Source organism: Nocardia carnea (assembly GCF_029868855.1).
Classification (GTDB): domain Bacteria; phylum Actinomycetota; class Actinomycetes; order Mycobacteriales; family Mycobacteriaceae; genus Nocardia; species Nocardia carnea_A.
In genome coordinates, this window is the sequence record NZ_JARWOV010000186.1 from 68624 (window position 1) to 85953 (window position 17330).

The 17330-nt window shown below is 67.7% G+C and carries 20 protein-coding genes; 3 read left to right on the top strand and 17 right to left on the bottom strand.

The genetic code is table 11. The annotated features are described in order from the left end of the window. Nucleotides 1–245: 245 nt before the first annotated feature. A complete protein-coding gene (locus QH195_RS16760) occupies nt 246–833 on the bottom strand; it encodes a TetR/AcrR family transcriptional regulator (protein ID WP_280436066.1) in 588 nt (195 codons plus the stop codon). A gap of 87 nt (nt 834–920) precedes the next feature. Here QH195_RS16760 and QH195_RS16765 point away from each other — a divergent pair, with 87 nt between their 5' ends. Beyond that, entirely contained in the window at nt 921–1922 is a 1002-nt protein-coding gene (locus tag QH195_RS16765) for a saccharopine dehydrogenase (protein WP_280436067.1), read from the top strand. 81 nt (nt 1923–2003) lie between these two features. Here the strand turns inward: QH195_RS16765 and QH195_RS16770 are convergent, their stop codons facing one another. The 4 genes from QH195_RS16770 to QH195_RS16785 all read right to left on the bottom strand — a co-directional run bounded on the left by QH195_RS16770 (nt 2004) and on the right by QH195_RS16785 (nt 4809). Then, nucleotides 2004–2261, bottom strand: coding sequence for a DUF4235 domain-containing protein (locus QH195_RS16770; RefSeq protein ID WP_280436068.1), 258 nt, complete (start codon nt 2259–2261; stop codon nt 2004–2006). Beyond that, nucleotides 2258–2650 (bottom strand): DUF3618 domain-containing protein, encoded by a 393-nt coding sequence (locus QH195_RS16775; protein ID WP_280436069.1) that lies wholly within the window; start codon nt 2648–2650, stop codon nt 2258–2260. The genes QH195_RS16770 and QH195_RS16775 overlap by 4 nt, the downstream gene beginning before the upstream one ends. Next, a complete protein-coding gene (locus QH195_RS16780) occupies nt 2647–3069 on the bottom strand; it encodes a phage holin family protein (protein WP_280425857.1) in 423 nt (140 codons plus the stop codon). Before QH195_RS16780 ends, QH195_RS16775 begins: the two co-directional genes overlap by 4 nt. A 504-nt stretch (nt 3070–3573) precedes the next feature. Continuing rightward, a complete protein-coding gene (locus QH195_RS16785) occupies nt 3574–4809 on the bottom strand; it encodes an FAD-dependent oxidoreductase (RefSeq protein WP_280425856.1) in 1236 nt (411 codons plus the stop codon). 255 nt (nt 4810–5064) lie between these two features. Here QH195_RS16785 and QH195_RS16790 point away from each other — a divergent pair, with 255 nt between their 5' ends. After that, nucleotides 5065–5742, top strand: coding sequence for a TetR/AcrR family transcriptional regulator (locus QH195_RS16790; protein ID WP_280436070.1), 678 nt, complete (start codon nt 5065–5067; stop codon nt 5740–5742). 62 nt (nt 5743–5804) lie between these two features. On the opposite strand, the gene QH195_RS16795 is transcribed toward QH195_RS16790, so the two are convergent. The 12 genes from QH195_RS16795 to QH195_RS16850 all read right to left on the bottom strand — a co-directional run bounded on the left by QH195_RS16795 (nt 5805) and on the right by QH195_RS16850 (nt 17087). After that, on the bottom strand, nt 5805–6758 hold the full coding sequence (locus tag QH195_RS16795; RefSeq protein WP_280436071.1) for a LysR family transcriptional regulator: 954 nt from the start codon (nt 6756–6758) through the stop codon (nt 5805–5807). A gap of 45 nt (nt 6759–6803) precedes the next feature. Beyond that, a complete protein-coding gene (locus QH195_RS16800) occupies nt 6804–7853 on the bottom strand; it encodes an amidohydrolase family protein (protein ID WP_280436072.1) in 1050 nt (349 codons plus the stop codon). Next, on the bottom strand, nt 7850–8971 hold the full coding sequence (locus QH195_RS16805; RefSeq protein WP_280436073.1) for an FAD-dependent monooxygenase: 1122 nt from the start codon (nt 8969–8971) through the stop codon (nt 7850–7852). Before QH195_RS16805 ends, QH195_RS16800 begins: the two co-directional genes overlap by 4 nt. A 31-nt stretch (nt 8972–9002) precedes the next feature. Further along, nucleotides 9003–10016: a cyclase family protein gene (locus tag QH195_RS16810; protein ID WP_280436074.1), complete on the bottom strand. Its 1014-nt coding sequence runs from the start codon at nt 10014–10016 to the stop codon at nt 9003–9005. Next, entirely contained in the window at nt 10013–10999 is a 987-nt protein-coding gene (locus QH195_RS16815) for a fumarylacetoacetate hydrolase family protein (RefSeq protein ID WP_280436075.1), read from the bottom strand. The genes QH195_RS16810 and QH195_RS16815 overlap by 4 nt, the downstream gene beginning before the upstream one ends. Further along, nucleotides 10996–12309, bottom strand: a complete 1314-nt coding sequence (gene eno / locus QH195_RS16820) for a phosphopyruvate hydratase (protein WP_280436076.1) — start codon at nt 12307–12309, stop codon at nt 10996–10998. Before eno ends, QH195_RS16815 begins: the two co-directional genes overlap by 4 nt. Then, entirely contained in the window at nt 12306–13289 is a 984-nt protein-coding gene (locus QH195_RS16825) for a phosphotransferase family protein (RefSeq protein WP_280436077.1), read from the bottom strand. Before QH195_RS16825 ends, eno begins: the two co-directional genes overlap by 4 nt. Next, the gene (locus tag QH195_RS16830; protein ID WP_280436078.1) at nt 13286–14278 is read right to left on the bottom strand and encodes a C-terminal binding protein; all 993 of its coding nucleotides are present in this window, start codon (nt 14276–14278) and stop codon (nt 13286–13288) included. Before QH195_RS16830 ends, QH195_RS16825 begins: the two co-directional genes overlap by 4 nt. After that, entirely contained in the window at nt 14275–15219 is a 945-nt protein-coding gene (locus tag QH195_RS16835; RefSeq protein ID WP_280436079.1) for a fumarylacetoacetate hydrolase family protein, read from the bottom strand. The genes QH195_RS16830 and QH195_RS16835 overlap by 4 nt, the downstream gene beginning before the upstream one ends. 49 nt (nt 15220–15268) lie before the next feature. After that, the gene (locus tag QH195_RS16840) at nt 15269–16288 is read right to left on the bottom strand and encodes a VOC family protein (protein ID WP_280425845.1); all 1020 of its coding nucleotides are present in this window, start codon (nt 16286–16288) and stop codon (nt 15269–15271) included. Nucleotides 16289–16475: 187 nt separating this feature from the next. After that, entirely contained in the window at nt 16476–16907 is a 432-nt protein-coding gene (locus QH195_RS16845) for a GNAT family N-acetyltransferase (RefSeq protein ID WP_280436119.1), read from the bottom strand. A gap of 15 nt (nt 16908–16922) precedes the next feature. Beyond that, nucleotides 16923–17087 carry a hypothetical protein gene (locus QH195_RS16850; protein WP_280436080.1) on the bottom strand — a complete coding sequence of 55 codons (165 nt, stop codon included), beginning with the start codon at nt 17085–17087 and terminating at the stop codon, nt 16923–16925. 103 nt (nt 17088–17190) lie between these two features. Here QH195_RS16850 and QH195_RS16855 point away from each other — a divergent pair, with 103 nt between their 5' ends. Further along, on the top strand, nt 17191–17328 hold the full coding sequence (locus QH195_RS16855; protein WP_280436081.1) for a hypothetical protein: 138 nt from the start codon (nt 17191–17193) through the stop codon (nt 17326–17328). The last annotated feature ends 2 nt before the right edge of the window (nt 17329–17330 follow it).

The window sequence follows — 17330 nt, forward strand, 5'->3', positions numbered from 1 at the left end:
GAGTTCCGTGACGATGTGGTCCGGGTCGCCCGCCATCGCGAAGAAGGCGTGAGGCTGGACCACGTAGCCGCCGATTTCGGGATCCACCCGATGACGTTGACGAACAGGCCCGACTGTTCCGACCGTCGCCAGGGATCCGGTAGTCGAGTGACCGCAGGTTCAAATCCTGTCGGCCCGACCATAGAAACCGCTCACCGACTCCGCTGCGGCGGTCGGGATCAGCTCGGCGAGCACCTGCGGTATGACTATCCGGTGCCCCCCTCGAGCCTGCCGAGGATGACGCCGGTCAGCGCCGCGACGGCGTCGTCGACGGTCGCGATCCCACGGTGCAGCTCCGCGGCAATGGCCTCGGCGGCACCGAATACGCCGACGCAGTGCAGCCGCAGTGCAGCCCGGTTCAGGCCCGAGTACGGCGCCAGCGCATCGGCCATCGAATCGGTGTAGCCGTCGAGCATCTCGTGCTGAACGGCCTCCATTTCCGGATCGCCTTTCAAAGCCGCGGAGACGGCGTTCAGCTCCGGCATGTCGGTGGCGCAGGCGAAGTACGCGACGCTGACCGCCCTCGCGATGCCCACCGCTGTCCGGGGGGCTTGTTTCAGTCCCTGCACGGTGACGGCCCGGTGCCGTTCGTCGAGCCGCCGGTACAGCGCGAGCAGCAGCCCGGGACGGGTGCCGAAGTGGTCGTACACGACGGGCCTGCTGACTCCGGCCGCCTCGGCGAGCGTGGGCAGCGTCAGCCCGTCGGCGCCATCGGCGCGCACGATCGCCAGGGCCGCGTCGAGCAACTGCTCGCGCCGGGCCTGCTTGGACAGGCGGGTCGATGTGGTGGTCATTGCCCTCCTCGTGCGCCTCTTGCCCGAGATTACTACAAAATGTAGGTTACAAAATGTAGGTACCGGCGTATCGAGAGGGAAATACTCATGGAACAGCGGAAATCTGTTTTGCTTCTGGGCGGTTCGGGGCAGGCGGGCTCGGATACCGCTGCCCGCTTGCGGCGGTGGTACCCGGAGCTGCCGTTGACCGTTGCAGGCCGGAATCCGGAACGCGCGCAGCGGGTGGCCGACGAACTGGGCGGTGCCACCGCGGTAACCGTCGATATGGCGCGTGACGATCTCGGGCTGCCCGCGGGTCGAGAGTATTCGGCGGTGGTCGCGACACTGTGGGACAGCAGGCTGACGGGGTTACGCTTCGCGCAGGATCACGGCGCACCGTACGTCGGACTGTCCAGCGGCCTGATCGATATCGCGCCGGAGATCACCGCCGGTGTGCAGCGCCCTGGCGCAGCACCGGTACTGATGGCCGGCCACTGGGCTGCGGGTGTCATCACACTCACGGTGCTGGAGTGGTCCCAGAAGTTCGACCGGGTCGACACCATCCGGATAGGCGCGATACTCGATGAGAACGACGCGGGCGGACCCGCGGGGCTCGCGGATCTCGAACGCTGGGCGGAGGTCACCTCGGCCGGGTACGCGCGGCGCGACGGGGTGTTCGCCTGGACCGCCGCGGCCGAAGCGCAGGTGGAACTGCGCAGCCTCGACGGCACCGCGCTCACCGGCCGGACCATCCCGATCCTCGACGTGACAAGTCTGGCATTCGCGACGGGTGCACCGAACGTCGAATTCGCCTTCGCGGTCGGTGAATCCGCGGGTTCGCGCCGTGGCGAGGCGCCGTCGGTCGAGGTCCGGATCGACCTCGAAGGGAGAGGACCGGCAGGCGCACCGCTGAGTATTACCCGGTACGTGGTCCACCCGGGCGGCCAACGCCCGCTGACGTCGCTCGGCCTCGCCCTGGGTATCGAACGTTTGCTCGGGCTGCGCGGCGATGCGGTGGCGCCGGGCATCTACACTCCCGAGGCACTGCTCGACCCGGCCTATGCAGTCAAACAACTGGTGGACGTGGGAGCCACCTTCGTCGATGTGTGAGGCGGCAAACCGGAGATCGTTCGGGGTCCCGATCAGCGGCCGACCGGCCGCCAGCTGGGATCACCGCTCGGCGATCGGTCATCAGTCCGGCCACTTTCCGGTCATCCGCTGGTAGGCGACCGCTCCGGCACGGTCCACGGAGGCTTTGACCAAGCCGAAGATCGCGCCTTGCAGAGCGGCCGCGAACAGGACCTCGCGCCATCCGTAAGCGCGGGACGTCGCGTCCGGCGCCTCGTCTTCCCCACTGGCTCGACGCCACACCTGGCGGAACACGGCGTGCGCCACGACGCCGCCGAGGCCGCCCGCCAGCATCCCGATCGGCTTGTACAGGGCACTCACGACACCCTCCTTCGCAGTATCAGCCACGTCACCAGCGCGGCCGCGGCGGCCGCCGATGCGGCCGGGATCGGCCGGGAGCGCAGGAACTCGGCTGCGCTCCGGCCGCGCTCGGCCAGCGGTTCCGGTGTACGCGCTTCGGTGCGCACAAGCAGGTGGTGAGCCCGGTCCTTCACCTGTTCGGAGCTGTCGCGGACACTCCGCTCGGCCAGGGCGACCTGATGGCGTACACCGTCGGCGGCCTGGTGCACGGTGTCCTGGGCCCGCGCCCGGACATCGAGCTTTGCGGTCAGTTCGTCCACGGTTTCGCGAAGTTCCCGGCGAACCTGGTCGCGGTCCTGCCGTAGCGCCTCCCGATCGTTCTCGGGCGCGTGCCGGTCGCTCTCGGTCATCGCTGCCTCCTGGGGGTGATGGTCTCGATATCGGTGCGGGCGCCGGCCAGAGCGTCCTCCGGCAACGGCGGCGTACTCGCCGCGATATTGCGCTTGCCGACCCAGGTGAGGGCCGCCCCGACGGCCAGCAGGGCGGCGCCGACGATCAGCGCCGCTGCCCAGGCCGGCAGTATCAGCGCTACAGCCAGGACAGCGGCGGCAGCCAAGGCCGCGCCACCGTAGAACGCCAGCAGCCCGCCCGCGCCCGCCAGACCGGCGCCTTTGGCCGCGGCGGCTGTCTTCTCCTGCATCTCCAGCCGTGCCAGCCGCATCTCATCGCGCACCAGGCGGCTCACCTGGATGGTCGCGACGTCGACGAGTTCGCCGACCGATCGGCCGTCCGCCGACCCCCGGGTACTCGGTTGGGTCGTCTGAGTCATGTGTTTCCTCCTTACTACGGTTCGTCGCGGTGCGGCAGAATCGGTCCCGGCTCGGCGTCCGGCCTTGCTCGATTCGCCGCCCATGCGCCGGATCGGCGTCGAATTCCCGGGATCCGATGCCGGACCGTACCCCTCGACATCCGAACTCACCTCCCGTCCGGCGCCGGATACCCGGGGCGGTGGCCGCCAAACGAAGCCGCCGGTCACCCGGCCGGGCCGCAGGTGCGATCGACCGGCCGAGCCGATATCCGGCGAGGTGGTTCGGGTTCTCTGCTGGACAGAGAACGAGGCAGTTGTACCCAGAAACCGCCGGCGATCAGGCCGGTCCGGAATACGGTCAGGTCCAAGCGCTCACACCTGCAACACTCACCTTCATGGCAAGACCATTCTCCGCCTGCCCGAGCTGGTCGGGGCAGAACGGTTCCGGTCGCCGGTTCGACCGGTGAGGCTTTTCGGCACTTCGGCGCCTGTGGTGTAGGGCGAGACTGTTGCGGACAGCGTTGGTCAGGAGCGTAGGGCGGTGAAGCGTTGTTCGGTTTCGTCGATCAATGCGATCTGCTCGATGATCTCGCCGGGGCTGGACTCGCCTACCACTTTTTGCAGTAACGGAGTGTGGTCGAGGATGGCATCGCGTAGCACGCGCAGTGGCCTTGGGGTGTGGTGGAACAGTTGCCCGATGTAGTACGCCTGGTTCGATTGCCGCGCGGTGTGCGGCTTGCGAGGTTTCTCGTACCGGGCCAGGGCTGCTGTCACCGCGTCGTGGTCGGTCAGGTCGACCCCGGCCAGGGTGCGGCCGATGAAGTAGCCGTCCTCGGTGGCCATTCCCGCGCCGTAGGCGGCGTACGGGGAGGTCGGGTGGGCGGCGTCGCCGGCCAGCGTGATCCGGCCCGAGGACCATCGACCGATGGGTTTGCGATCGCGGATCGGCCAGCGCTGTATATTGCCCGGGTCGGTCGCATCGATCAGCGTCGTCAGCGGTGCACCGAATTCGGCGGCCAGCATTCTCGCTCTGGTCCCGATGTCCTCGGTGAACTCGGTGCCGGCGTCGTGGGCTTCGAGTACCCACCACTGGTAGCCGTACTCACCGCGGTGGAGCATCCCGCTCCAGGTGCCCTGGACGGTGCGGCTGTGGTTGAGGATGTTCTCGTTGTATTCGACGCCGTCGATCTTCTTGCCGAGGACGAATCCGGCGAGGACGTGCAGATTGTGCTCGCGCTTGGGTGAATCACCCCACAGGGTGCGGCGGACCAGGGAATCGATACCGTCCGCGCCGATCAGTACGTCCGCTTCTTCGGTAGCGCCGTCGGACATGTGCAGGCGGACCCCGCTGCGATCTTGTTCGAAGCCGGTGACACCGCGGTTGAACTGGATCACGCCTTCCGGCAGGGTCGCGAGCATGCGCTCATAGAGCTCCCGGCGCAGCAGTCCGATATAGCCGCCGTGGTAGTCGCGAACGATATCGTCGGGCAGCTGGATCCGGGCCCGTCGTTTTCCGCGGTGGCTGCGGAATTCGGTGAAGCAGCCGGAGCCGAGGCCGTCGGTGTCGACACCCATCAGCCCGAGCGCTTTGATCGGCCCGGGCCACAGGTTGAGGATATTTCCCGCTACCCGCGCATGTGGGTAGCGCTCGAACACGGTGACCTCGTGGCCTGCCTGACGCACGGACAGTGCGGTGGCCATACCCGCCGGGCCCCCGCCGATCACCGCGACCCTGCCGTTCTTCGTTGATTGCCGGGCCATCTCTGCCTCTCTTCCAATAACTCCCGGCTGTTTCCGAAGCTGGTGCAGCACCTGCCCTTTGGACACATTCGGGCGGTATCGGTGACTGTGCCGGGGAGTCCGACTGATTGATTCTGGTTCCGAGTCGCCGACCGCCTTCGGAATCCCGGGGCGGAAGCCGCGCCGGCCGGGCCGGCGGTTCGAGGACCTTTCCGATAAAACCGAAGTGATCACTTCGGTTACGGACAATGATGTGCGCCGTGTCACCATTTGTCAATGGCCTCCCGCAAATCCCCCGAAATGCCAGAACGCGACATGGCAACCCCGGAGGTTCCCGAGACACTCGCGATCAGGCAGCCGCGGCAGAAGCGCAGCCGTGAAGCATGGCAGCGGGTGCTGGAGGCCGGCATCACGCTGCTGGAGTCTGCGGGCTACGGCGGCTTCACGATCGCGGCGCTCAGTGAAACGTCCGGCATCAATCCGCGCGCCATCTACGAGCGCGCGTCGAGCAAAGAGGCCTTGTTTCTGGCCGTCTACGAACACAAGATGACGCAGATGGCGAACGATCGGGACCGCTTGTTCCGCGAGGCGCAGGAGCCGGGATTGCCGCCGCGGGAAGTGATCGGCCGGGCAGTCGCCGCCGTGCTGCTCCTGTTCGAGCGAAACGCCGAGTTCCTCCGGCCGGTCATCGCGATCGCGCCCGAGCATCGCGTGGTTTTCGAACGGGGCAAACGACATACCGCCCTGCTGGGGGATATGTTCGTCGCCGCGCTGGAGCGCACCGGCCTGCTGACCGGTGACTCGACACCCGCGTGGCAAGCCTTTCGTGCCGTTTACGCGATGGCCGTGCTGCGCACGATGCAGGGTGCTGATTTCATCAGCCCGGCGCCGACGCTCGACGAGGAGATCACGTCCTCGACAACGATGGTCGACCAGTATTTACGGGCTGAGTGAGCAGGCGAATCAGCTCGGCACGTGGCGATGACAGGAGCGCCGTGGCGGTAACAGACGGTCGCTCAGGACTTCGGCAGCCCGATCCGGACCGGATGAATCGGTCCGGTGGCTTCGTCGCGGATTTCGCGGCAGACCTGCTGGATCGACTCACGGAGCCAGGTGTTGGCGGGGTCGGTGGTGTGCAGGGGATGCCAGAACATGGCCTCCACGACCGGAATCTCGAGCTCCGCCACGAATTCCACGACGGCCACCGACAACCCGGTGGCCAAGCGGGTCGCCAGCAGGCGCGGGACCAGTGCCACGAGGTCGGTGCCTTCGACGAGGAACGGCAGGATCTGCCAGCCCGATACCCGGGCGGCCACGACCGGGGTGACACCGGCGTCGGCGAGGAACTGCATGGGCGGTGTCGTCACGCCGGGGCCGAATTCGCCGGCGGCGTGTGGCACGGCGGCGAGATCGTCGAGGGTCAGTTCGGCGCGCTCGAGCAATGGGTTGCCGCTGTCCATGACGGCCACGAACTCGTCGCGGAACAGCTGCCGGTAGCTGCCGCCGAAATCGAATCCCATCGGACCCACGAGGACATCCACCTGGCCGAATGCCTCGAGGCCGAGGTCGATTCCTGCGGTGGGGACGATATCGACCGATACGCGGGGCGCCTGCCGGGCGATCAGGCCGCGCAACGGCCGGATCACGACCGTGGTCGCGTAGTCGGACGCGGCGAGGACGAAGGTGCGGTCGGTCTCCGCGGGATCGAACTCCGATCGCATCTGCATCGCATCCTGGACTCGCGCCAGGGCCTCCTGGACGGCCGGCGCGAGACTGCGAGCGAACGCGGTCAAGGTGTACTCGCGTCCGGCGCGGACCAGGAGTTCGTCGTCGAAATGCCGGCGTAGCCGGGCCAGTGCCGCGCTCATCGCCGATTGGCTCAGGTGCACGCGTTCGGCAGCCCGGGAGACGTTGCGCAGTTCGAGCAGCGCGTGCAGATGCGGCAGCAGGTTCAGGTCGACTTCCTTCACCGGCACTCCTCCGCCCTGCCCCCGCTGTTCTGTCCCTTCGAAACCCTACGTGGCCGGGTTCTCCCGGTCTCCGGTGTCCGGCAGCAGTGCCGCGGCATTGCCGGACAGTACGGCCCGCACGACCTCTTCGGGCAGGCCCGCGTCCCGAACCGCGCCGACGGGGTTGTCGGTTCCCATATCGAAGGGAAAGTCCGAACCGAGCAGCACACGCGTGGGCCCGGCCACCCGGATCAGCTCCGCGAGCTGCCCGCTGTCGTGGGTGAGCGAATCGAACCAGAGCCGCCGCAGGTAGGTCGACGGCAGCTGCCGGCAACGGCGGGCGTCGGGGCGTACCCGCCAGGCATGGTCGGAGCGCCCGATTGCCGTCGGAAGGTACCCACCGCCGTGCGCGGCGACCACACGCAGACCTGGATAGCGATCCAGGACACCGCCGAAGATCAAGTGGGACAGTGCTACCGCGTTCTCGGCGGGTTGCGACACGATGTTGGCCAGGTAGAACCGGTCGAGCCGTTCGTCGAGTGAGCACCCGAACGGATGCAGGAACACGACGGCGCCCGCCGTCTCGGCGGCCGCCCAGAACGGGTTCAGTGCCGGATCGGACAGTTCCACGGTGCCGGCCTGCCCGCCGGTAGCGGAGGCGCCGAAGGACCCGATCTCCACGCCTCGCAGTCCGCGGCCGAGGGCGTCGTCGAGGGCGGGAACCAGCTGTTGCGGATGCTGTAGCGGAGCGACACCCAGTCCGAGAAGCCGGCCGGGGGCTCGGCCGACCAGCTCGCCGATGGCCGCGTTCACGCGTTGGGCCACGTCCAGCGCGTCGGCCGGACCGAGGAACGGGTAGTAGTGGGACGGCGACGGCGACACCAGTTGGATGTCGACCTCGGCGGCGTCCATCGCGGCCAGGCGGGTGGGCAGGTCGGTCAGGAGCTGCCACCGCTCGCCGATCATGCGCCCCGATGCGGCGAAGGACTCGGGTCCGTTGCGGCGGGCGTCGAGCTCTTTGGCGGCGGCGAGGCCCTCCGGGTCGAGTTCGGCGACGTAGGCTTCGACGGCCGGTAGCAGGACGTGCGCGTGCACGTCGACGATCGGCCCCGTCATGCCGGTTCCTTCACCATGTGCGCGACGCGCTGGATGACCTCGGCCACGTCGCCGCGATGGCCGTCGACCATCCACTGCACCAGCTGGGTGGAGGATTCGACCACGGTCCTGGCTCGGTCGAACCGGCGTTCCCGGAAGCGGGTGAACACCGCGTCGAGTGGTGCGTCACCGGCGAACAGTTCCTCTACGAGAACCGCGGCGTCTTCCAGGGCCATGGCCGCCCCCTGGGCGATCGTCGGCGGGCAGTTGTGGATGGCGTCGCCGATCAGGACCACCCGGTCTCGATGCCAGGGACCGTCGACGAGATGGGTGGTGAACCAGGTGTAGTTGGCCGGGGTGTTCTCGTCGATCGAGTCGGCGATCTGTTTCCACGGACCGCCGTAGCCGGCCGCTAGTTCCTTCACGATCAGCGGTCCCTGCGTGCTGTCGCGGACCTGGGCGTCCTCGACGATATAGGCGTAGATCGAATCGTTGCCGGTGGGGCAATATCCGGCGAGGTGGTGCGGGCCACCGTAGATCAGGTCGGTGCGCACGACATCGGTGGGACGCGGGACCACCACACGCCAGGCACCTACGCCGGTGGGTCGAGGGACGATATCGATACCGAGCAGGCCCCGGGTGGGCGAGTTGATGCCGTCGGCGGCGATCAGCAGATCGTAGGACCTGCGATCCCCGGATGCCGTGACCGCGGTGGCGGTGTTCTCGGACGAGTCGATGCCCACCACGTCGGCGCCGTATCGGACCCGGCCGCCGGCCGCGTCGAGCCGGTCGCGCAGGATCGCGGCGAGTTCGGGCCGGTGCATTCCCACGGTCGCCGGAAGGTCGTCCCCACCGGTCCGCACGTCGTTCATGACGACCAGGACGGTGGCTTCGGGGTCGGGGGCACGCAGGCCGACGGTATCGAAGGAGTATCCCCGGGACTCGATCCGGTCCCACACGCCCAGTTGGCGCAGGATGCGTAGCGCGTTGCCTTGCAGCGTAATTCCCGACCCGACTGTTCGGGGGCCGTCGGCGCGTTCGAGGATCTCGACATCGATACCGCGGTCGGCCAGCAGGATACCGGCCGACAGTCCGGCGATACCGGCGCCGATGATTCCTACCTTCTTCGTTGAGGGCATGGGCGGGTGCCTTTCTAGCGTGTCTTCGTTGTCACACGACGGCGATGGGATTCACCGGTGACCCGACCGCGCCGGTGACCGGGAGCGGTGCGGCGACGAGGAATGCCTCGTATCGGCCGGTGCGGGCGCAGTATTCGGCGAGGTCGTCGAGATTCCACATCTCGCCGATATAGAGACCCATATGGGGGATGACGATCTGGTGCAATGGCTGGAAGGCGCCGTTCAGCTCGGTGGGCCGCACCTCGAAGCCCCAGGTGTCGGTGGCGATGGCCGCGATCTCCCGATCGTGCAACCAGGGGGCGGAGCGGAACGACAGGCCGGGCGCGGCGCCGCCGGCGTAATCACCCCACCCGTCGCGCCGCGTGCGGCTGTACTGGCCGGTGCGGACGAGCAGGATGTCCCCATGTCCGACCTGGGAGGAGACGCCCTGCCGGTCGATAATGCGGTCGAGCAGCTCGGGGGTGAGTGCGAACCCGTCCGGCAGTTCGGGATGTTCGAGTCCTAGTTCACCGGCGAGGGCGCGGCCGGCGTCGAGGAGTACGGCGCGGCCCACGATCCGGTCGGCGGCGGTTTCGATACCGGTGACCTGGTCGCCTTCGGACGTGACGACGGCTCCGGCGCGGCGGCCGTTCCAGGCGCGGCCGTGGTCGAAGATGTGACCGAGCCCGTCCCACTGGGTCGAGCACTGCAGCGGCATGGCGATCACATCATCGGCCCCGCCCATTCCGAAGGGGAAGCCCTGATCGCCGAATTCGGCGTCCAGACCGGTGTCGGTCATGGTGTGGACGGGGTTGGTCCGTCGCCGCCATCCCTTCTGCGGACCGTTGGTGTCGAACGATTGTGCCAGCGAGAACGTGCGGCCGGTGGTGACGAGCCGGGCCGCGCGGACCCGGGCGGCGTCGTCGAGGAAGTTGAGCGTGCCGTGGACGTCGTCGTCGCCCCAGCGACCCCAGTTGCTACACCGGTGGGCCATTGCCTCGATAGTGGCGGCCGGATTCTCCGGGTCGAAGAGCGGCGAGGTGTCCGTGGTGATGTCGGAGGTCATGGTGTGGCCTTCTTTCCCGGTGTTGCCCGGCAGGTGTTGCGGAGCGTTCCGATCCCGGTGACGGATGCCTCCATCACGTCGCCCGGAGTGAGCCAGCGCTGCCACTTTCCGCCGTTGCCCGCGGGGCTGCCGGTGAGGATCAGGTCGCCGGGCAGCAAGGGAGTGATGGCGGAGGCCTGGGCGATGAGGGTGGGGACGTCGAAGAGCATGTTGGCGGCGCGGTCGTGTTGCATACGTTCGCCGTTGAGCCGGAACTCGATCTCGAGATCGCGGTAGTCGCCGAGGTTCTCGGCCGGGATCACGAAGGGCCCCACGGGCAGGAATGTGGGCCGGTTCTTCGCGCGTAGCCAGTCTCCGCCGAGTGGCCGGTGTTCGGCGGGGAATTGCAGGTCCCGGGCGCTGACATCGTTGGCGACGGTGTAGCCGGCGACGAAGTCGAGGGCATTGTCGCGGGTGACGTTGTCGGCGACCGCACCGATGACGACGACGAGTTCGGCTTCCCAGTCGGTCTGCCCGGATTCGGGCACGAGCAGGACATCGTCGTCCGCGCCGCACATCGCCGACGCCAGGCCCGTGAAGAAGAACGGGCTGCCCGTCCGGGCGCGCTCGTCCATCATCGCCGCGGCCGCCGCCTCGAGCTCTTCGTCGGTGCGGGTATCGTCGGCGGCCTTGCCGGAGACGATGATCTCGGCGACATGGGTGCGGTAGTTCGCTCCCGCCTGGAAGATGTGGCGCGGTTGTACCGGCGGCAGAATGCGGAGCTGCGCCAGCGGGGTACCCGCGGTGGACGCATGCGCGGCGAGAGCGGGCAGCTCGGTCCGGGCGGTATCCCAGGCGGCGAAAATATCTGTGGTCGTGGCAATCCCGGCACCCAGTCGCCCCGGCGGGATCTCGGCCACGCGATCGCCGGCAACCACGCCGGCGAATGTTCGCGTGCCGTCGGCGAAGGTGCCCAGCCCGTAGCTCTCCACTACCCTGTTCATGCGCGTCCCCGATCGCCGGCCGGACCCGTGATGGCGGCGGCGCCTGCGTATTCGATCTCATCGCCGAGTTGGGCTTCGATCTGCAACAGCCGATTCCATTTCGCGGTGCGTTCGGAGCGCATGGTGGACCCGACCTTGATCTGGCCGGTCCGCCAGCCCAGGGCCAGATCGGCCAGCCAGGCATCCTCGGTTTCCCCGGACCGCGCGGAAAGCACGGTGCGGTAACCGTTGTCCTGCGCCAGCCGGACCACTGTGCGGGCGTCGGAGAGGGTGCCGGTCTGATTGGGTTTGACGAGCACGGCGTTGGCGACCTTGTCCCGAATACCGCGACGCAGCCGTTCGGCGTCGGTGACGAAGAAGTCGTCACCGAGCAGTTGCCGGTGGCCGAGTCGCTCGGTCGCCCGCGCCCAGCCTGCCCAGTCGTCCTCGCCGAGTGCGTCTTCCAGGGAGATGATCGGGTAGTGCGCGCACCAGTCGGCAAGCTCGTCGACCAGTTCGGCCGCACTGAGCCGGCGACCCCCTTCGGCGGCCAGGACGTAGTGCCCGTCCTGTGTGAGGAACTGGGTGGCGGCGATATCGACCGCGATCCCGATATCCGCGCCGGGTCGCAGTCCGGCGCGCTCGATTCCGGCGACCACCATGTCCAGCGCGGCCCGGTTGGTCGGCAGTACGGGCCCGAGCCCGCCTTCGTCGGCGATCAGCGCGACCGAATGACCGTGCTCGGCCAGCACATCCGCGGTGCCCCGGCGGACGCGGGCGCTGAATTCGACGGCCTCGGCAAACGTCTGCGCCCCGACCGGGACGGCGAGGAAGTCCTGCACATCGATCGAGCGGCCGGCATGGGCGCCACCGGAGATGATGTTGACCATCGGCAGCGGCAGCAGCGGCTCGTCCCCCGCTGCCGCGACCAGCCGGTAGAGCGGGATGCGCCGGGCATCGGCGGCGGCCAGTGCGGTCGCGACCGATACTGCCAATACAGCATTGGCGCCCACCTCCCCCAGGTCCGGTGTCCCGTCGGCGGCCCGCAGCGCGGTATCGACCACGCCACGGTCGAGGGCATCGAGGCCCCGCACGGCCTCGGCGAGAATCGTGGTGGCATTCGCTACGGCGCGCTGCACGCCCTGCCCGGAGTAACGGGTGCCGCCGTCGCGCAACTCGCGCGCTTCGTGGCGGCCGGTCGAGGCCCCGGAGGGAACGTAGGCCTGCCCGCGCGCCCCGCCGGCCAGCAGCACCTCACACCCCACGGTGGGTTTTCCGCGTGAGTCGAGTCCCTCCCAGGCGGTGATATCGCGGATAGCGGTGTCGGTCATGCGAGGAGCCTCCAAGCGTCCGGTAGTGAATGAGGGGGATCGCCGAGCAACCGGCGGCCGAGCGAGCGGGCGGCCACCTTTCCGGGTTCGTCGAGGTAGTCGACCGGGCTGCGGCCGTCCACCCGGGCCAGCACGAGGCAGCCGGTTTGGCGGATCACCTGGGCCATCGACTCGGGATCGGTGCAGTTCCAGGCGTCGAGAAAGGTCGCCGCCGCGGCGCGGTAACGGTCACCGTCGTGGGGCCGGCGGATGCTCTTGAGTAGCAGGTGCCCGACAATCCAGGCAGGATCGAAGGCCGGATCGCCCAGATGGGCGACTTCCCAGTCGATGACCCACAGCTCGGCATCGGAGTCGCCGACGAGCACGTTCTTCGGTGAATAGTCACCGTGCACCAGGCATTCGGTGGTTTCCGCCATGACCGCGACCGTCCGATCGATCTGCGGTACGAGTTCGGGATACCGGCCGCGGATCTGCCGGTGAAACGGATCGACCCGCAATTGCTCGAACGCGGTCCGCGAGCCGAACTCTTCCCGTAGCCGGTCGACCCGGCCGGCCGCGTTCCGTTGCAGCCGCGCGAGGAACTCGCCGAGCCGGGCGGCCACGTGCACATCGATCACACCGGCCATCAAGTCGGCTTTCCAGGTATGCCAGTGGTCGGGGGCCCGGCCGATGACCAGGAAACCGTCGGACAGATCCAGCACGGGTGGCACCGATTCCGGCGCGATTGTCGCGGCCAGGCGCAGCGCGCGGCCCTCGGTGGTCAGCCGGCCCACATCGGCTTCCCACTCCTGCCGGACCCGCAACCGGCTCAGGGCTCGTTTGACCACGACATCGACACCGTCACCGGTGACCGCGACTACATCGTTGGAGACTCCGCCGGTGAGCGTGCGCACGGTCAGAACGGCCTCGGGGGCAGCGAGACCCCGGGCGCGCAGATGTGCGGTGACCGTATCGGTCAGGCCGGCGTACTCGGTGCTCATCGCACCAGCTCCGGGGTGCGCAGAGCCGGAGAAGTGAGAACCTCCGGATTGACGATCGATTCCGGTCGGCGACCGGCGAGCACGTCGACGACGTGCTGGGCAGCGGTACGCGACAGATCGGCCATCGACCCGTCGGAACTGAATGCGTAGTGCGGGGTGAGCACGGCGTTGGCCATGGTCCGCAACGGGTGATCCGCCGGCAGTGGCTCGGGTTCGGTGACATCGAGCCCCGCACCGCCCAATCGACCTTCCGAGAGCGCCGCGGTCAGCGCGACGGTATCGACCAGTCCACCGCGCGAGGTGTTGAGCAGCAGCGCTGTCGGTTTCATGAGCCCGAGCTCACGCGCGCCGATCACTCGGTGAGTAGACGAGTTCAACGGCAGATGCAGCGAAACGACATCGGCGGCCGTGAGCAGTTCGTCGAGGGAACCCACCGCGGTGGCGCCCGCGATCTCGCCGCCGTGGCGGCGGAGTGCCAGTACATCCATCCCCAGCGCCGCCACCCGGGGAATCAGAGCCGACCCGATCGCACCCGCACCGACGATGCCGAAGGTCTTGCCACGTAACCGGACCGGCACCGGGGCGAGATTGCGATTCCAGCGACCCGCCGCGGTGTCGGCAGCGAACGGCACCAGCCGCCGCGCCAGTGCCAGCAGCAGCAGCAACGTATGATCGGCGACCTCGTCGACGCAGTACACCGGCACATTCGTCACCACGATGCCCAGTTCACCGGCCCGGGCCACATCGATGTTGTCCACACCCACGCCGAACCGCGCCACGGTCCGGCAGCGCGGTGCGTTGTCGAGCACCGCGGCGGGGACCTTCGCGAAGCAGGTGGCAATGGCGTCGACATCCGCGGCCGATGCCGCCAGCGATGCCGGATCGGTGGATTCCGCGACCACCATCTCGACCCCGGCCGCGTCGAACACCGCACGCTCGACATCGACGGTGGCCGCGGGATGGTCGGTGATCAGCACCCGATAGGTCATGCCTGCCTCCACGCACGGATCGGCCGCACCGCAGCGGCCTCGACGATGCGGTTGCGGGTCTCGCCGAGTACATCGACCGTTGTAGTGACCACATCACCCGGCCGCAGCGCCGGACGTACGTCACGGCCGTGCCTGCCCCACAACTCCGCCAAGCACCCGCTGCGGCAGGTTCCCGAGCCCAGCAGATCACCCGGCCGGATCTCGGTGCCCCGCGACGCGTACGCGGCCAGCGCCGGGAAACTCCACGCCATGTGATCGAGCGTGTCCTCCCCGACCGTCTCCCCGTTGACCGCGACCGTCATCCGCAGGTCGAAGGACGGGCCCGAGGCCCGGGAGGCGAGTTCGTCGGCGGTGACGAAGAACTGACCGAGAGCGGTCGCGGTGTCCTTGCCCTTGGCCGGGCCCAGACGCAGCCGCATTTCGTGGAACTGGACATCGCGGGCGGAGAAGTCGTTGATCACGACATAACCGGCGATGTGCTCGGCAGCCTCCTCGACACTCAGGTCACGGCCTGCCGCGCCGACCACCGCACCCACCTCGAGTTCGAAGTCGAAATCGGTGCAACCCGGTGCGATCGGCACGTCCGCGTACGGGCCGGTGACGGCATAAGGGTTGGAGAAATAGAACGTCGGGATCTCCCAGAACTCCGCGGGCACGGTGGCATTGGGGTCCAGCAGCTTCACCACGCCCGCCGTATGTTCCGGAAACGTCGAGAAATCCCGGAACGTCGGCGGATCCAGCGGTGTCAGCAGCACCGCATCGTCCAAGCCGGTCACCGTCGTCCGCCGCGCCAGCGCCCGGTCGGCAGCGTCGTGGATTCGGCCTCGGTCACCGAGCAGAGCCGCCAGCTCGGTCTCCGGTTCGAGGTCGACGAGCAGGTCACCGTCGGCGAGCACCGCCAGGATGGGCCCGTCGGCGGTCTGCCGGCGTGCGATCTTCACTCCGTTACTCCTTCACTACACAGCGACACCGGATACGAAAGGGGGCGAATCAGCCCTGGCCGGGTTTCGCGTAGGGGTTGAGCAGTTCGGCTTTCATCTCGTCCGAGGCTCCCTCCTCCGTCGCCGTGAAACCTTCGGCGAGCGGGAAGGATTCGGTCATCGAATGCGGCATGGCGCCGTTGCGGTAGAGGTTGTTCGAGCCTTCGGACGGCTTCCAGGTATGCGGTTCCCAGTCCGGTACGTAATTGCGGTATCCGCCCGAATTCAATTCGATGCGCATCGAACTCGGCTCGCGGAAGTACAAGAAGTTCTGTTCGCCTATACCGTGGATGGAAGGCCCGTACTCCATGGCAGTGCCGCGTTCCATCAGCACATCCGCGCACACCAGCAGCTCCTGATAGGTGTCCACCCAGAACGCGACATGGTTGATGCGACCGGCCCGCTCCGAAGTGTCGAGAACCACCCCGAGATCGTGCGACTTCTCGTTGGTCGTCAGCACACCGAAAACGGTGATGGGCGCTTCCTCGAGCTCGGTGAAGGCCATCGTCCGGAATCCCAGCACTTCCGAGTACCAGGCGCAGAACGCACGCACATCGGAAGCCGCGATCGTGACGTGATCCAGGAACCGGGGAGCCCCGGCATGCGCGGAGCGCTTCTCCGGCCGGTCCGGATAGATGGACTCGAATTCCGGTTCCGCGGTGAACTTCTCCACGTCGTAGAACAGGCGCATCGGGTGACCGTAGGGACCGGTGAACTCGTAGGCCCGGCCGAATCCGAACGCCCCGGTCGTCCACTCCCCCTCGATCCCGGCGGCCTCGATACGTTCGGCGGCCTGCTCGAGCGCCTCGGTACCGGTTGTCCGCCACGCCATCCGCCGCAACGCCGGTTCGGGACCCTCGACGAGAACCAGGCTGTAGGTGTAGTAGTCGCCCCAGCAACGGAGATACACACGACCATCGACCTCATGGATAGCCCGCATCCCGAACTGCTCGACATAGAAACGCGCCGACGCGGCGACGTCAGGGGTGGTGATTTCGACATGGCTGAGGTGAGCCAGCAGGTGAGACACGGTTCTGTCCTTATCGACGGTTCGACTGACTGTGGTCCGAGTCACCAGTGTCAGCGCAGTCGACCGAAAGTGGAACAGGGTCTCGCGGATACCAGCTATCTATGCGGTAGATAGTGCCGGAGATATGGCATCCGCCCGCCCAGCAGGGTCGGCGACACATTCGCGCCGGCCCGTGATCCGGCGCCTACTACGAGTCGACGGCCGGTTCGAGTTTCATCGACACGAGTTCGGTGAAACCGGCACGTCGCGCGAAGCCCACCTTCTTACGCTTGTACACCGTGAAGCCGAGCTTGGTGTAGACACCGAGCGCGGCCGCGTTCGTATCCTTGATGTCCTCGAGCACGTACTCGCGATACCCGGGCAGGCCCACCAGATGGCGAAGCAGCGCGGTGGCGACACCCCGGCCCTGATAGGCGGGCTCGGTGGCGACGAACCCGATCTCGGCGCGGCCCGGCCGGGCATCGACGGACGGGGCCATGAACCATTTGCGGATGACCAGGTAACCGAGCAGCCCACGCGGCAGCCCGAGGTGGTGCCGGATTGCGCGCCATCGCGGGGCGAACAGGGTCTGGTCGTCCTCGGTGAGCGAGGCGAGGCCCGCCGGCTCTCCGTCGACCAGTGCGACGTAGAACCGTTAGAGCACCAGCATGTGCTCGAACGCGTCCGCCAATGTGCGGGTATTCCGCGAGAACGCGACGAAATCGGGTGCGAAGCTGCGCACGTAGACCTCGGTGATGCGGCGCCGGTATCCCTCGCCGAGCCTGTCACCCCGCTCGACCACGACCATCGACTCGACCATTCCTGTCCACTCCGCCTGTCACGCAACCGCATCGGTCCCGAACATCCATTCATGAACCTCACAGATGATCCCATCACGGCTTCGGTCCGTGCGCGGTATCTGAGTGAACGGGCCGGCTCGGGGCCCGCGACTCGAGGCCGCCGAGGTGAGCCGCTACCACTACAAGGTGATCTTCAAGCCGGAGACCATCATCCCCGACGTCGAACGTCCGTGCACCGGGATCCGGTACCTGGTGCGGTAGCG

Excerpts from the sequence above, each read along its gene's own strand:
- QH195_RS16760 (WP_280436066.1), bottom strand. The coding sequence starts at position 833 with ATGACCACCACATCGACCCGCCTGTCCAAGCAGGCCCGGCGCGAGCAG.
- QH195_RS16765 (WP_280436067.1), top strand. The coding sequence starts at position 921 with ATGGAACAGCGGAAATCTGTTTTGCTTCTGGGCGGTTCGGGGCAGGCG.
- QH195_RS16775 (WP_280436069.1), bottom strand. The coding sequence starts at position 2,650 with ATGACCGAGAGCGACCGGCACGCGCCCGAGAACGATCGGGAGGCGCTA.
- QH195_RS16780 (WP_280425857.1), bottom strand. The coding sequence starts at position 3,069 with ATGACTCAGACGACCCAACCGAGTACCCGGGGGTCGGCGGACGGCCGA.
- QH195_RS16785 (WP_280425856.1), bottom strand. The coding sequence starts at position 4,809 with ATGGCCCGGCAATCAACGAAGAACGGCAGGGTCGCGGTGATCGGCGGG.
- QH195_RS16790 (WP_280436070.1), top strand. The coding sequence starts at position 5,065 with ATGGCCTCCCGCAAATCCCCCGAAATGCCAGAACGCGACATGGCAACC.
- QH195_RS16800 (WP_280436072.1), bottom strand. The coding sequence starts at position 7,853 with ATGACGGGGCCGATCGTCGACGTGCACGCGCACGTCCTGCTACCGGCC.
- QH195_RS16805 (WP_280436073.1), bottom strand. The coding sequence starts at position 8,971 with ATGCCCTCAACGAAGAAGGTAGGAATCATCGGCGCCGGTATCGCCGGA.
- QH195_RS16810 (WP_280436074.1), bottom strand. The coding sequence starts at position 10,016 with ATGACCTCCGACATCACCACGGACACCTCGCCGCTCTTCGACCCGGAG.
- QH195_RS16815 (WP_280436075.1), bottom strand. The coding sequence starts at position 10,999 with ATGAACAGGGTAGTGGAGAGCTACGGGCTGGGCACCTTCGCCGACGGC.
- eno (WP_280436076.1), bottom strand. The coding sequence starts at position 12,309 with ATGACCGACACCGCTATCCGCGATATCACCGCCTGGGAGGGACTCGAC.
- QH195_RS16825 (WP_280436077.1), bottom strand. The coding sequence starts at position 13,289 with ATGAGCACCGAGTACGCCGGCCTGACCGATACGGTCACCGCACATCTG.
- QH195_RS16830 (WP_280436078.1), bottom strand. The coding sequence starts at position 14,278 with ATGACCTATCGGGTGCTGATCACCGACCATCCCGCGGCCACCGTCGAT.
- QH195_RS16850 (WP_280436080.1), bottom strand. The coding sequence starts at position 17,087 with ATGGTCGAGTCGATGGTCGTGGTCGAGCGGGGTGACAGGCTCGGCGAG.